15 protein-coding genes are annotated in these 13,084 nt (G+C 70.9%); 5 read left to right on the forward strand and 10 right to left on the reverse strand.

The window, feature by feature from the left end:
* The first annotated feature begins 45 nt into the window (after window positions 1–45).
* On the forward strand, window positions 46–918 hold the full coding sequence (locus tag ABD743_RS30730; RefSeq protein WP_344726161.1) for an HAD family hydrolase: 873 nt from the start codon (window positions 46–48) through the stop codon (window positions 916–918).
* Here ABD743_RS30730 and ABD743_RS30735 read toward each other — a convergent pair.
* From ABD743_RS30735 to ABD743_RS30775, 9 genes are all read right to left on the reverse strand, one after another.
* Entirely contained in the window at window positions 915–1,913 is a 999-nt protein-coding gene (locus ABD743_RS30735) for a lysophospholipid acyltransferase family protein (RefSeq protein ID WP_379658895.1), read from the reverse strand. The genes ABD743_RS30730 and ABD743_RS30735 overlap by 4 nt on opposite strands.
* Before the next feature lie 189 nt (window positions 1,914–2,102).
* Window positions 2,103–3,140 carry an NAD-dependent epimerase/dehydratase family protein gene (locus ABD743_RS30740; RefSeq protein WP_344725960.1) on the reverse strand — a complete coding sequence of 346 codons (1,038 nt, stop codon included), beginning with the start codon at window positions 3,138–3,140 and terminating at the stop codon, window positions 2,103–2,105.
* A gap of 164 nt (window positions 3,141–3,304) precedes the next feature.
* On the reverse strand, window positions 3,305–3,406 hold the full coding sequence (locus tag ABD743_RS30745; RefSeq protein WP_010241351.1) for a 30S ribosomal protein bS22: 102 nt from the start codon (window positions 3,404–3,406) through the stop codon (window positions 3,305–3,307).
* Window positions 3,407–3,586: 180 nt separating this feature from the next.
* Window positions 3,587–3,796 carry a helix-turn-helix domain-containing protein gene (locus ABD743_RS30750; protein WP_169399268.1) on the reverse strand — a complete coding sequence of 70 codons (210 nt, stop codon included), beginning with the start codon at window positions 3,794–3,796 and terminating at the stop codon, window positions 3,587–3,589.
* A 224-nt stretch (window positions 3,797–4,020) separates the two neighbouring features.
* Window positions 4,021–4,833: a pyrroline-5-carboxylate reductase gene (gene proC / locus ABD743_RS30755; protein ID WP_344725962.1), complete on the reverse strand. Its 813-nt coding sequence runs from the start codon at window positions 4,831–4,833 to the stop codon at window positions 4,021–4,023.
* A gap of 51 nt (window positions 4,834–4,884) precedes the next feature.
* Window positions 4,885–5,682 carry a thioesterase family protein gene (locus ABD743_RS30760; RefSeq protein WP_344725964.1) on the reverse strand — a complete coding sequence of 266 codons (798 nt, stop codon included), beginning with the start codon at window positions 5,680–5,682 and terminating at the stop codon, window positions 4,885–4,887.
* Window positions 5,683–5,816: 134 nt separating this feature from the next.
* Window positions 5,817–6,668, reverse strand: coding sequence for a sugar phosphate isomerase/epimerase family protein (locus ABD743_RS30765; RefSeq protein ID WP_344725966.1), 852 nt, complete (start codon window positions 6,666–6,668; stop codon window positions 5,817–5,819).
* A complete protein-coding gene (locus ABD743_RS30770; RefSeq protein WP_344725968.1) occupies window positions 6,665–8,167 on the reverse strand; it encodes a hypothetical protein in 1,503 nt (500 codons plus the stop codon). The genes ABD743_RS30765 and ABD743_RS30770 overlap by 4 nt, the downstream gene beginning before the upstream one ends.
* Window positions 8,164–9,174: a Ppx/GppA phosphatase family protein gene (locus tag ABD743_RS30775; protein WP_344725970.1), complete on the reverse strand. Its 1,011-nt coding sequence runs from the start codon at window positions 9,172–9,174 to the stop codon at window positions 8,164–8,166. Before ABD743_RS30775 ends, ABD743_RS30770 begins: the two co-directional genes overlap by 4 nt.
* A gap of 202 nt (window positions 9,175–9,376) precedes the next feature.
* On the opposite strand from ABD743_RS30775, the gene ABD743_RS30780 reads away from it, so the two are divergent.
* The 4 genes from ABD743_RS30780 (at window position 9,377) to ABD743_RS30795 (ending at window position 12,136) form a co-directional block, all read left to right on the forward strand.
* Window positions 9,377–9,610 (forward strand): hypothetical protein, encoded by a 234-nt coding sequence (locus ABD743_RS30780; protein WP_344725972.1) that lies wholly within the window; start codon window positions 9,377–9,379, stop codon window positions 9,608–9,610.
* Complete coding sequence (locus ABD743_RS30785) at window positions 9,610–10,035, forward strand: DUF6941 family protein (protein ID WP_344725974.1); 426 nt, start codon at window positions 9,610–9,612, stop codon at window positions 10,033–10,035. The genes ABD743_RS30780 and ABD743_RS30785 overlap by 1 nt, the downstream gene beginning before the upstream one ends.
* A gap of 333 nt (window positions 10,036–10,368) precedes the next feature.
* Entirely contained in the window at window positions 10,369–11,733 is a 1,365-nt protein-coding gene (locus tag ABD743_RS30790; protein ID WP_344725976.1) for an MFS transporter, read from the forward strand.
* 94 nt (window positions 11,734–11,827) lie between these two features.
* Window positions 11,828–12,136: a hypothetical protein gene (locus ABD743_RS30795; protein ID WP_344725978.1), complete on the forward strand. Its 309-nt coding sequence runs from the start codon at window positions 11,828–11,830 to the stop codon at window positions 12,134–12,136.
* Window positions 12,137–12,390: 254 nt separating this feature from the next.
* Here the strand turns inward: ABD743_RS30795 and ABD743_RS30800 are convergent, their stop codons facing one another.
* The gene (locus ABD743_RS30800; protein ID WP_241040262.1) at window positions 12,391–13,080 is read right to left on the reverse strand and encodes a response regulator transcription factor; all 690 of its coding nucleotides are present in this window, start codon (window positions 13,078–13,080) and stop codon (window positions 12,391–12,393) included.
* Between the last annotated feature and the right edge of the window lie 4 nt (window positions 13,081–13,084).

Consider the following 13,084-nt stretch of genomic DNA (forward strand, 5'->3'; position numbering starts at 1 on the left):
CCCATCGGTTCCGGTGAGCTGGCTGGTGCCGCTGAGACGCCTGGTGTGCTCGAGGCCGCCCACTCGGCCGACCCCGCAGTGCGCGCAGGCGAGGCCGCGGCGGCGGCCGCTGTTGCGGCAGGCGACGGCGGTCCGCCCGACGTTCCGCTCACCGACCTCACCGCGGCCGCCTTCTTCGACGTCGACAACACGATGATGGTCGGCGCGTCGATCTTCCATTTCGCGCGCGGGCTCGCCGCTCGGAAGTTCTTCACCACCGCCGACCTCGCCGGTTTCGCGTGGCAGCAGCTCAAGTTCCGGGTGGGCGGCCGCGAGACGGCCTATTCCACCACCACCGGCCGCGACACCGCGCTGTCGTTCGTCGCCGGGCGTGCGGTCTCGGAGATCACCGAGCTGGGCGAGGAGATCTACGACGAGCTGATGGCCGACCGGATCTGGGCCGGCACGCGGGCGCTGGCCCAGATGCACCTCGACGCCGGGCAGCGGGTCTGGCTCGTCACGGCCACGCCCGTCGAGCTTGCGCTGATCATCGCGCGCAGGCTCGGGCTCACCGGCGCTCTCGGCACGGTGGCCGAGAGCGTCGACGGGATCTACACCGGACGTCTGGTCGGCGAGATCCTGCACGGCCCGGCGAAGGCGCACGCGGTACGCGCTCTCGCCGTCACGGAAGGTCTCGACCTGCGCCGCTGCACGGCCTACTCCGACTCGGTCAACGACGTGCCGATGCTCTCGGCCGTCGGCACCGCCGTCGCCGTCAACCCCGACTCGGAGCTGCGGGACGTCGCGAAGGAACGTGGCTGGCAGATCCGCGACTTCCGTACGGGGCGCAAGGCGGCTCGCATCGGTGTGCCGTCGGTGATCGGTGTCGGTGCCATCGCCGGGGCCGTGGCGGCGGGTCTCGCGGCCCGCAAGCGCTAGCCGAGGAAGGCGTTGCGGCGCTGGCTCAGGAGCCGGTAGAGGGTGTGCTGGATCGTCTCGCGCACCTGGTCGGTCAGGTTGAACACCGTCATCGGATCGTCGGCATCCGCGGGATCGATCGTGTCGGTCTGGATCGGCTCGCCGAACTCGATGTACCACTTCGACGGGAGCGGGATCAGGCCGATCGGGCCGAACAGCGGGAAGAGCGGCGTGACCGGGAAGTACGGAGCTCCGAAAAGCCGGGCCAGCGGCTTCAGGTCACCGATCTTGGGGTAGATCTCCTCGGCGCCGACGATCGAGCACGGCACGATCGGCACACCGGTGCGGAGCGCGGCCGACACGAAGCCGCCTCGTCCGAACCGCTGCAGCTTGTACCTGTCCCGGAACGGCTTGCCGATGCCCTTGAAACCCTCCGGCCACACGCCGACGAGCTCGCCCGAGGACATCAGCCGCTCCGCGTCCGGCGAGCACGCCAGGGTGCTGCCCTGCTTGCGGGCGAGCGACCCGGCCACAGGAAGCCGGAACATCAGGTCCGCGCCGAGCATCCGCAGGTGGCGGCGGGCCGGATGGTCGTCGTGCAGGGCCACAGCCGTCATCAGCGCGTCGAGCGGCAACGTGCCCGAGTGGTTGGCCACCACCAGCGCACCACCGATGTCCGGCACGTTCCGCATGCCGATCGTCTCCACGCGGAACCACTTCTGGTACAGCGGCCGCAGCGCGGGGAGCAGCAGGTTGTCAGTGAGGTCGGCGTCGAAGCCGAAGTCGTCGACCGCGTAGTCACCGGAGAGCCGGCGCCGGAGGAACGCGAGCGTCTCGCCGAGCGCCTCCTCCCACGCTGCCGGTTCGGGCTCGGTGTCCGGCTCGGGCGGCAGGCCGAGATCGGCGTCGTCATCCGCAGCAGAGGTGCCGGAGCGGCCGCTCGACTCGCTGGGGCGCCACCGCGGAAGCGCCTCGTCGTCGGTGGCGTGCAGCGGGATGATGCGGGCCTCGGACACGACTCCCTCCCCTGCGGATGCCGTGGCGCGAGTACCTGGCGGCGGAAATCCCTCACGCCGGATGGCCCTGCGCCGCTGCGTCATCGCTATGTCCTCACTCATCGCACTCCCTCGCTGCGCTCGGTCGGCGCTGCGCGCAGGCGCTGTGACACTGATTCACTCGCAAGCTCGCTCACCGCACGTCCTCTGTCATCGCAGAGTCCTCGCGGCGGCGAGTACCCGTCGCTCGAGCGACTCGACCTGCTTCGGACCCAGCACGGGGCGAAGCGCACGACCACGCACGTAGTCGTCGAAGGCCTGGCCGGTGGTCCAGCGCGGACTGAATCCGAACTGGCGCTTGAGCCTGCCGTTGTCGACCACCCGGCCGAAGTTCAGCAGCCGCATCTGCTCCGGTGAGAAGTCGACCAGCCGCGCGCTGCGGAAGACACGGCTGACCGGCCCGACCGCGGGGCTCGGGACGGGGACGGGGATGCGGCCGGCCCTGCGAATGGCCTGCGACAGCAGCAGCACGCCGTCGGCGGCCACGTTGAAGACGCCGGGGATGTCCTCGCTGGCCGCTCGTTCGAGCACAGCGAGAGCGTCCTCCTCGTGGAGCAGCTGTACCCGCGCGTCGTAGCCGAGAACGGTGGGGACGGCAGGCAGCGAGAAGTAGCGGGTGAACACGGTGTCGATGCGGGGCCCGATGAAGTTGGTGAACCGCAGGACCGTGACCGAGACGTCAGGACGGCGACGCGCGAACCCGCGCAGGTAGCCCTCGATCTCCGCGGCGTCCTTCGCGTAGCCGCCGGACGGGAGGTCCTTCGGCGTCATCGACTCGTCGAAGATCGCGGGATCGCGCGGGCTCGAGCCGTACACGGCGGTGGTGGACTTGAGCACCATCCGCTGCACCGTGGGCGCCTTCTGGCACGCAGCGAGAAGCTGCATCGTGCCGATGACGTTCATCTCCTTCATCGTCGTGCGGCCGCCGGACGAGCCGGGGTTGGCCGAGAGCGATGCGTGGACGACGGTGTCGACCGAGGCTTGCGAGATGACCTTCGAGATCAGAGGGTTGCGGATGTCGGCGCGCACGAACTCGGCACGCCCCATCCGGCGCAGCAGATCTCGCGGGGGCGGCACGGTATCGACGGCAAGAACCCGCTCGATAGCGGGGTTGGCCGCGAGACGGGCGGCAAGGTGACCGCCCAGAAAACGGCTGACCCCGGTGACGAGCACGACGGATGGCGTCATCGGCTCTACCCCAGGCTTGCGATCGGATGCATCGAGTGACCGATGCTAGACCCCTGGGGGCTCCAAAGGGCACGAGGTGAGCGGGCACACCGGTGCGGGCGACAATCGCACCACCAGCGGGTGAACCGCGGCGCGGCCGGCGACACGTGCGCCGGCCGCTGCCATCACTTGCCGAGCTTGCGACGCTGCACGCGGGTCTTGCGCAGAAGCTTGCGGTGCTTCTTCTTCGACATCCGCTTGCGGCGCTTCTTGATGACTGAACCCATGCGTGGCGACCCTTCCTGGTCGTGGCGCGGCCCCGAGGAGGGCCACTGATATGTGCGGTGTGCCCGGACGGCTACCGCGCGACGGGCGCGCGTCTGGCCGGGCGATGACCGGGCGCCCACTCTACCGGGCAGTTGACACCGCTTCGCGCCCGCCAGCCGTACGTCAGCTCTACTGCGTCCTCAACCCGCGTCGAAGTACGCGGTGCGGAGGTACTCCTCGACGGCGCGCTTGGGCACCCGGAACGAGCGGCCGACACGTGCGGCAGGCAGGTCCCCACCGTGCACCAGGCGGTACACCGTCATCTTCGAGACCCGCATCATCGCCGCGACCTCGGCCACCGTCAGGAATTGCACCTGCGCAAGGTGGATCTCAGGGGGCTCGGACGGCATCCGATCACCGCTTTCGTGGTCGCACCGGACGTCCCCGGCTGCGGCCGGGTACGGCTCCAGATGTTCCTCGTGAGCTTAGCGGTGCCCTTGTGACGGCTTCGACACCCCCAGGGCACTCCAGGGCGGAATTCAGCCCCGCGTCAGGGTGACCTCACTAGGCCGTTCGGGCCTTATGCCCGTCCGAAGGGTCAGCACCACCCGGCCGCACCCCCTCGGAGGGATGATCAGCGTTGCTCCGCCGCCCTGCCCAGCTCCACCGACCGGTCGCGGGCCGCCTCGATCGCCGCGATGAGCGCCGCCCGCACCCCGTGCCGCTCGAGCTCCCGGATGGCCGCGATCGTCGTGCCCGCCGGGGAGGTGACGGCCTCGCGGAGGATCACCGGGTGGTCGTCGGACTCGCGCAGCATGCGGGCCGCCCCGAACGCCGACTGGATGATCAGGTCGGCCGCCACCGCCCTGGGCAGGCCGAGCAGGATCCCGGCGTCGATCATCGCCTCGACGAGGAAGAAGAAGTACGCCGGCCCGGAGCCAGACAGCGCCGTGACGGCATCCTGCTGCGACTCCGGCACGCGAACGACCCGCCCCACGGACGTGAGCAGCTTCTCGACAGTGGCGAGATGGTGGTCGGCCGCGTGGCTGCCCGGGGAGATGGCGCTCATCGCCTCCCCCACCAGCATCGGTGTGTTCGGCATGACCCGGACGACAGGGGTGCCAGCCGGCAGCGCGCCTTCGAAGAGCGCCGTCGGCAGCCCCGCGCACAGCGAGACCACCAGTGTGCCGGGTCGCAGAGCCGGCCTCAGCTCCGTCAGGACGGGCGCAATGTCCTGAGGCTTGACGGCCACGACGATGATGTCGGCGATCTCAGCGGCGGCTGCCACGTCGGCGGCTGCCACTCCGAGACGCGCGGTGAGCTCCTCGGCCCGCTCCGGGTGTCGCTCGGTGAACACGAGTTGGTCGGCACCGTGGCCGGCGGCGAGCAGGCCTGCCAGCAGCGCTTCTCCGATCTTCCCCGCTCCGAGCACCGCGATCCGTGTCATGCACGTGACGGTAGCCCGCGCCGCGCCGACGCCTTCCTCGGCCGCTCCCGGTCAGCGCGCGAGCGGAGCGAGAGCCAGCTGCCTCGCCTGGCAGACGAGCCGGCCCGCCGAGTCGATCACGGTGACGTCCTCGTCGAACCAGGGGCCGAGAACGGCGCTCGACCGCGCCTCGATGCGCAGCCACCCCGGAGCAGGACGGGCCCGCAGGAGGGCCGTGAGCTGCACCGTGGGCGCCCAGCCCGACTCGCCCAGGTTGAACACCGACGGCGGCAGGATGTCGCCGGCCAGGAGGGCGAAGAGGACGTCCGTCGGCTCCCCGTGAGGGCGGGCCCAGCCGCGGAGCACCGGCCGGCCCCGCTGTCCGCGGAGGTACGCGAGCGTGGGGGTGTCGAGTCGCAGATCGCACGCATGGTGGAGGGAGCTCGACGCGCGCCCGGCGCTCGGGTCGGTGGCGTCCGCAGGCGGTTCGGCGGGCAGGTCGGGCAGGTCGGCCCAGCGCGGTTCGTCACTGGGAAGCCGGCCTGCGGTCAGCGTGGCCGCCAGCATCGTCCTGCCGTCCTGGATCATCCGGACCGCCACCACCGAGGCGGTGCGGCCCATCTTGAGCACCTCGGTGCCCAGCTCCACGGGGCTGAGCTCCGGAGCGCGCAGGAAGTCCGCCGACACCGACAGTGGGTCGGGGGCTGCTCCGGGCGTCTCCGCCTCGAGCCGCGCCAAACCGGCCTTCACGAGCAGCGCGAGCAGAAAGCCACCGTGTGCCTTGGGGCCGAAGGACCAGTCCCGTCCGAGCTCCGCCTTGTACCGGCCCTCGCCGAGGGCCTCGAGGGCGGTGGCCTCACTGAACGGCATGGCCGGCGAGCGGACCTCAGCGCCGGCCGTCACCGCGCGCCGCCACCGCGGGCAGGATGTCGATCGGGAAGATGCACTTACCAGAACTATCACCGCGAGGGGGCCAGACCCCAGCAGTTGCGATGTGACGTTGTCTACCAGCCGGTGTGCGCGGCCTTCTGCGCCCGCGTGGCCTCGGCCGTGGGCTGCAGGTGCAGCCGCGCGAACAACAACGACTCGGCCAGCAGCTCCGTGCGGTCCTGCCGGGTGCGGCAACGCCTCGTGCTGACCTCGACGACGACCACCCCGCCGAACCCGCTCGCGGTGAGCTTCTCGCAGACCTCGGCGCAGGGCTGGGTGCCGCGTCCCGGCACGAGATGCTCGTCGCGGGCGCTCCCGCTGCCGTCGGCCAGGTGGACGTGGGTGAGCGCGCTGCCCATCCGCTCCAGCATGGCGAGTGCGTCGGAGCCCGCGGCCGCGGTGTGCGACAGATCGAGCGTGTAGTGCGCGTACCCGACGTCGGTGGGGTCGTAGCCAGGGCTGTAGGGCACCGTGCGCACCGTGGAACGCATGACCGGGTACATGTTCTCCACCGCGAGTGCGACGCCGACATGCTCCCCCGCGCGTGCCACCTCGTCGGCGAACTGCGCCGCGTACTTGCGCTGCCAGCGGAACGGCGGGTGGACGACCACCGTGCGCGCCCCGAGGGTGGCCGCGGCCGCCACCGACCGACGGATGCGGACGATCGGGTCGGAGTGCCACACACGCTGCGAGATGGCCAGGCAGGGCGAGTGCACGGCCAGCACCGGCACACCGTGGCGCTCGGCGAGCCGGTCGATCGCGGCGACGTCCTGGCTCACCGGGTCGGTCCAGACCATCAGCTCGACGCCGTCGTACCCGAGTTCCGCGGCCAGCTCGAACGCCGCCGCCGCCCGCTCCGGGTAGACCGAGGCGGTGGAGAGGGCAACGGGCGCGGCAGGCCGGACCGCGGGCTGCACGGGGGTCATCTCCCGAGGAGTACGAGGAGCGCCGGCGAGACGGTGAGGAGCAGGCCCACCAGAACCGCGAACAGGGTGGTGCGCATGTCGTTGTTGCGCAGGAGCGCCCGCACGATCACGACCAGACCGGCGGTGACCAGCACCGCCGCTGCGAGCGCCACCACGGGGAGGCCGCGCCACAGGAAGCGGAAGCCGACCCAAAGGGCGGCGCCACCGATCGCGCCGACGATCCACTGTGCAACCACGGCGGCCCACACCTGGCCCGCCGAGTCGGCCAGCTTGGGCAGGCGCTGACGCCGGCCGGCCCGCTCGTCGGCACCGTCCGGCTCGCCGTCCTGGTCGTCGTGGTCGTGGTCGTCCTCCAGCTCGCCGTGGTAGTCCGGGTCGCCGTCGAAGTCCTCGCGATCAGTGCGACCGAGGCCTGCCGGGTGGTCGAAGTCCAGCGGCGCGGCCGCCTCGGTAGGCGGCCCGCCGTCGTCGGCGGGGGCCCCCCGCCGCTCGAGCGTGCGATCGTGGTGCCACGCCTCAGCGCCGGCAGGAGCAATCCCGATCTCGGTGGCCGGCCCGGAGTCGCCCTCGGCGCCGAACTCCGGCCGAGCACCCGGGCGGGGCGCACCACGGCCGGGGGCCGGGGCGTCCAGCACACCGGAGCGCGCATCCCGGACCGGCGCGATCAGCTCGGTGGGACGTTCGCGCACCACGGGCGCAGGCCGGTCGCGGACGACCGGCGGGGCCTGACGGGGCTCGGAGTCACGGTCGACGCGGGGCGGCGGCAGTGGATCACGCTGCTTCCGGGGCTCCCATGTCACGCCCTCGCGCGGGCGGCTGTCGCGCTGGGGCTCGCGTGGCGGGAACTCCCGCGACAGTGGATCCCGCGAGCCGGGCTGCCACGGAGCCGCTTCCGGCTGACGGGGTTCGCGCGGCGAAAGAGGGTCGAGGGCGAGCGGATCGCGCGGCTGCGGTTCGCGCACCCGTGCCTGCGGTCCCGGGGACTGCGCCTCCCAGGGCTGCGGCTCACGGGGCCGAGGCTCCCTCGGCGGCGTGTCGCGCTTGATCGACTCCCAGGGCGGGGCCTCCCGCATCCGCGGCTGCTGCGGTTCGCGCGGCTGCGGCTTCTGGGGCTGTGCGTCCCGGGTGCGGGACTCCCAGGACTCGCGCGGCAACGGCTCGCGTGGCTGCGGCTCCCACGGCGGCGCCTCCCGCGCCCTCCGCTCACGCGGCTCCTGGTCCGACTCCCACGGCTGTGGCTCCCGCTCCGGCTGCCGGAGCGGCGGCGACTGGGCCGGTGGCACGCGCTCGCGCAGCATCGACCGGTCGGGCTCCGCTGTGGGTTGCCACTGCGGCCCGAACGTCCCGGTCACATGGCCGGGCGGCGGCGCGTCGTCCTCACCCGGCACGTCGTCGGCTGCCCGCCGGCGACGGCGTCGGCCGGTCGCACCGGAATCGCCGTGGGCTGCAAGCAGCTCGGCGACAGTGCGCTGACGCGGGTGGTCGGTATCGGAACTCATCCAGTACACCGTGCCTCGTACGAGGTCAAGCATCCAAGTCCACTCAGGGCGTCCTGCGCCGAGCGGTCTGTTTGGGCCATTCCATCGAGCGTGTCCAGCCTTCTGAGGATCACCCCTTCGCGCAACGCCCAGGGGCAGAGCTCGAGCTGGACCACCTCCAGAGCCCGCATCGCGGCCTCCGCGACCAGTGCTCCCGCGACGAGTTGGTGGGCCCGGCTGGGGCTCACGCCGTCGAGCTCTGCGAGGTCGCCGGAGGACATCCGCGTGATGAACGCGGACAGCTGGCGCAGCCCGACGTGGGTGAGCACCCGGCGCGCCCGCGGGCCCGCCCCTGCGGGCGCAGCACCCGTGAGCCGGGCAAGTGAACGGAACGTCTTGGACGTGCCGACCGCGAGATCGGGGACGCCGGCGAGGCGCAGGCTGCTGGCCACGGGCGCGAGCCGATCGTCGAGGTGCTCGCGCAGCCGGTCGATCTCGGTACGCGGCGGTGGGTCGCTGCGGAACCACTCGCGGGTGAGCCGCCCGGCGCCGAGCGGCAGCGACTCGGCGACAGCGGGCAGCTCGTCGAGCCCGGCCGCGAGCTCCAGCGAGCCGCCTCCGATGTCGAGCACGAGCAGCCGCCCGGCCGACCAGCCGTACCAGCGGCGGACCGCGAGGAAGGTGTAGCGGGCCTCGTCGGGGCCCGGGAGGATCTCCAGCGCCACCCCTGTGCGCTCGCGCACCTCGGCCAGCACCGCCACGGAGTTCGTGGCGTCGCGCAGCGCGGAGGTGGCGAAGGCGAGCAGGTCGGCGCAGCCTGCCTCCGCCGCCGTGGCACGTGCTCGCTGCACGGCCCGGACGAGCGCCTGCGCACCGGCCAAGGTCAGCGCCCCCGATGGGTCGAGGTGCTCGGCGAGCCGTAGCTCGACCTTGTCGGACATCATCGGCGTCGGGTGCCCGCCACGGTGGGCGTCCACCACAAGGAGGTGGACGGTGTTGGAACCGACGTCGAGCACACCAAGGCGCACGTGATCAGGCTACTGCTCGCCCGTGACGTGCTCGTGACCGATCCCGTGACAACCAGCGACGGCCGATCACGTACTGCCACCGGTCCTCGGCCGCCCGAACGCCCGGTTGCACATCTGACGTCGGGTTTCGGTCGACCCGAGCGTTGATCGCTGCGCGCGTCGGGTGCTGACATCGCCGGTTCGTGGGGACAGGATGGTGGTCATGGCTGACGGGCCCGAGATGGACGACAACGACAGGACAGCGGCCGCGTTCCGCGCGGCGGCGCAGGCAGGAGGAGACCTCGCACGGCTCGTCGGGAGCCGGGCCGAGTACACGACATCGACGAGCCCGAGCGCGGCCATGGCCCCCGCCTACTCCGAGAACGTGCACCTGGAGCTGCCGTTCGGTGGCCTCCCCGCCGGAAAGAACCTGGCCGCCATCGGGCGCGCCAACTGATGGCATCACCGCTCGACATCAAGCTGATCCTCTGCGACGCCGCCGTGGCGGACCATTCGGGGAAGCTGCATATGCTCGGCGCGGGCTGGTCGGTCACCAGTTCACCGACCGCACCGCAGGCAGTGGCGCTGTTGATCAAGATTCCGTGGGACCGCGCGAACCAGAGGCTGCGCCTCGAGTTGAAGCTGCTCGATCCCGACGGTCACCAGGTGACCTTGCCGGGAATGGACGGCAACCCGCTGGCGATCGGCCATGCGGGCGAGATCGAGGCCGGCAGGCCACCAGGAGTCGCCGCGGGCAGCATGCTGGACGCCGTGCTCGCGATCTCCATTCCGCCGATGCCATTGCCGCCCGGCCGCTACGAATGGCGGCTCGACCTCGCCGAGCACACGGTGAGCGAATCGTTCACGGTACGTCGAAAGTAGCCGTGCACCGAACCCGGAAAATCGGAGCCGCACCACGATGTGTCGGTCGGACCATGCCGTGACCCCGGATCGAATACGACCCGACGCACGAGTGAGCTGAGATACAGCCACTGTGACTCGGCCGAAGGTCGGCTGATACTCGATCCCGGTCCACGACAGGGAACACATCCGAGAATCTCGGATACTGGGCGCATCGCGAGAAAGCACGGACTTCGGCGTGTTCTACGCGCTGCACCGGTTCCGGGAGGAACAGGACACAGCGATGAGTGATGAGCCGGGAGAGCACCTCGGGAACCGGGGCCGCCACGGGCCGCTCCACGCTCCCCGGCCGGCATGACGGCGGTCGCCACCGGGGCGCCTTCGCGCGCCCGGATCGCGGTCGCGAGCTGTATCGGCACGGCGATCGAGTTCTACGACTTCTACATCTACGGAACCGCGGCCGCGCTGGTGTTCGGCACGCTGTTCTTCCCGTCGTTCTCCGCGACGGCCGGCACGCTGGCCGCGCTGGCCACGTTCGCAGTGGGTTTCATCGCCCGTCCGCTCGGCGCTGTGGTCTTCGGCCATTTCGGTGACCGGCTGGGCCGCAAGCGGATGCTGATCGTCTCGTTACTGCTGATGGGACTCTCGACGGTGCTGATCGGCTGCGTGCCCTCCTACGCCTCGATCGGCGTGGCGGCTCCGGTCCTGCTGGCGGTTCTGCGTTTCCTCCAAGGCATCGGACTCGGTGGCGAATGGGGTGGCGCCGTGCTTCTGGCCACCGAGTACGCCCCGTCGCGCAGCCGGGGCCTGTACTCCGCCTATCCGCAGATCGGGCCGGCGATCGGGCTCGTGCTCGGCAACCTGTTGTACCTGGTGATGGGCGCGGTCATGAGTCCAGCGGCGTTCGTCTCGTGGGGCTGGCGCATTCCGTTCTGGGCCTCGGCCGTACTTCTCGTCATCGGCTACTACATCCGGATACGAATTGCCGAGACGCCGGTGTTCCGCGCGGCACTGGAGGCCGGCCAGCGGGTTCGTGTGCCATTCGTCGAGGTGTGGCGGCGGCAGCCGGGCGTGCTCGTGCTGGCCACGCTGGGATTCGTGCTGGCGATCATGCTGTTCTACGTCATCACGACGTTCTGCCTGTCCTACGCGACAGGAACACTGCACATCGACAAGACCACGATGCTGATCGAGGAGATCGTGGCGGCGCCGGTGATGGCCGCCTCGACGCTCGGATTCGCGGCACTCTCGGACCGGGTCGGACGGCGCCCGGTGTGCATTGCGGCGGCGGTGCTGTCCGCCGTGTGGGCCTTCCCGCTCTTCTGGCTGATGCAGTCCCACCGGCCGTTGCTGATCGGGGTCGCCATGGTCGTCGGGCTGCTCTGCTTCGGCCTGATCTACGGGCCGCTCGGCGCCTGGTGCCCCGAGCTGTTCCGCGTGCGCTACCGCTACACGGGGGCCTCGTTCGTCTACGGCGTGGCCGGGATCGTCGGCGGCGGCATCAGCCCCCTGGTGGCCACCGACATACTCGCCGGCACCCACTCGACGACCGGGATCTCCTGGTACATCGTCGGGATCGCGCTGCTCTCCCTGGTGTGCCTGCCGTTCCTGGCCGAGACCCACACAGCTGACTACAGCGACGGCCTCCTCACCCGGGAACACCGGGACGCACCGGCCCTCGCACGAGGGCAGCTGGGCTTCCGGGGCCGCACTGCCTGAGGTGGGATCGGGTGTCAGCGGGCAGCTGTCCCGCTTCTCGGCGATGGTGCCCGATCCGCGAAGATCCAGTCTCCGAGGCGGAGGAGATCGCAGCATGACGAATCTTGACACCACAGGCCGGCCCACCACGGGTCTCGCCGACGAGATCGCGGATCGCGAGGAGCGCGTCGAGCACGCACGCACAGAGTTCAGCGCCAACGTGGCCAAGGCGCTGGCGGACATCGCCGTGAGTTTCGATGAACTCGACGAGTTGAGCATGAATCTGGAGGTCGTCCAGTACGACGACGACAGCACGGCCGGTAGCGACATCCGCCAGCACCTTTACGACGCAGAGCGTTCTCTGCGAGCCGCGCAGGCACTGCATCGTCTCGTGGTGGTCCCGCGGCCGGCCGGTACCGACTGATCGAGCCCCTGAGGACGTCCCGGGAGCGGCCAGGCCCTTCTTGATGAAGGCCGGCGACCGCTTCGAGCCGTCCAGCGGCGCGTAGAGCTCGGTGTGCTGCATGTTGTCGCCGATGACCCGCCACATGCTCTTCGGGAGCATCTGCGCGCTGCGGCATCACCGAGCTCCGGGGCTACCCCCGGGAGTCCGTCGAATCCCTGCAGCGGCCGGGCCGTGGAGCGCGCACCGACCTCGCATACAAGACCTCTCCGGAGTCAGCTCTCGAACTTGTAGCCCAGGCCCCGCACGGTGACCAGGTGCTTGGGCGCGGAGGGGTCGGCCTCGACCTTCGACCGCAGCCGCTTGACGTGGACGTCGAGGGTCTTGGTGTCGCCGACGTAGTCGGCTCCCCAGACCCGGTCGATCAGCTGCCCACGGGTGAGCACCCGGCCCACGTTGCGCAGCAGGTACTCGAGCAGGTCGAACTCCTTGAGCGGCAACGCCACGTCGTCGCCGTTGACCGACACGACGTGCCGCTCCACGTCCATCCGCACCGGGCCGGCCTCCAGCACGCCGGGCAGCCCGTCGGTCTCGGTGACGCCGTCGCCGCCGCGGCGCAGGACGGCGCGGACGCGCGCGATGAGCTCGCGTGCCGAGTAGGGCTTGGTGACGTAGTCGTCGGCGCCGAGCTCGAGCCCGACGACCTTGTCGATCTCGCTGTCGCGGGCCGTCACCATGATCACCGGCACGGTGGAGCGGGAGCGCAGCGCCTTGCAGACATCGGTGCCGCTCATGCCGGGGAGCATGAGGTCGAGCAGCACGATGTCGGCGCCGTTGCGGTCGAACTCCTCGAGCGCGTCCTGCCCCGTGGCTGCCACGGCGGTGGTGAACCCCTCCTTGCGGAGCAGGAACGCGAGGGGGTCGGCGAAGGACTCCTCGTCCTCCACGATGAGCACTCTGGTCATGGCT

Source organism: Pseudonocardia yunnanensis (genome assembly GCF_039534065.1).
GTDB lineage: Bacteria > Actinomycetota > Actinomycetes > Mycobacteriales > Pseudonocardiaceae > Pseudonocardia > Pseudonocardia yunnanensis.

Bases quoted from the DNA above. Each gene is read 5' to 3' on its own strand.
- ABD743_RS30740 (WP_344725960.1), bottom strand. From the start codon at position 3,140: ATGACGCCATCCGTCGTGCTCGTCACCGGGGTCAGCCGTTTTCTGGGC.
- ABD743_RS30745 (WP_010241351.1), bottom strand. From the start codon at position 3,406: ATGGGTTCAGTCATCAAGAAGCGCCGCAAGCGGATGTCGAAGAAGAAG.
- ABD743_RS30750 (WP_169399268.1), bottom strand. From the start codon at position 3,796: ATGCCGTCCGAGCCCCCTGAGATCCACCTTGCGCAGGTGCAATTCCTG.
- proC (WP_344725962.1), bottom strand. From the start codon at position 4,833: ATGACACGGATCGCGGTGCTCGGAGCGGGGAAGATCGGAGAAGCGCTG.
- ABD743_RS30760 (WP_344725964.1), bottom strand. From the start codon at position 5,682: ATGCCGTTCAGTGAGGCCACCGCCCTCGAGGCCCTCGGCGAGGGCCGG.
- ABD743_RS30765 (WP_344725966.1), bottom strand. From the start codon at position 6,668: ATGACCCCCGTGCAGCCCGCGGTCCGGCCTGCCGCGCCCGTTGCCCTC.
- ABD743_RS30770 (WP_344725968.1), bottom strand. From the start codon at position 8,167: ATGAGTTCCGATACCGACCACCCGCGTCAGCGCACTGTCGCCGAGCTG.
- ABD743_RS30780 (WP_344725972.1), top strand. From the start codon at position 9,377: ATGGCTGACGGGCCCGAGATGGACGACAACGACAGGACAGCGGCCGCG.
- ABD743_RS30785 (WP_344725974.1), top strand. From the start codon at position 9,610: ATGGCATCACCGCTCGACATCAAGCTGATCCTCTGCGACGCCGCCGTG.
- ABD743_RS30790 (WP_344725976.1), top strand. From the start codon at position 10,369: ATGACGGCGGTCGCCACCGGGGCGCCTTCGCGCGCCCGGATCGCGGTC.
- ABD743_RS30795 (WP_344725978.1), top strand. From the start codon at position 11,828: ATGACGAATCTTGACACCACAGGCCGGCCCACCACGGGTCTCGCCGAC.
- ABD743_RS30800 (WP_241040262.1), bottom strand. From the start codon at position 13,080: ATGACCAGAGTGCTCATCGTGGAGGACGAGGAGTCCTTCGCCGACCCC.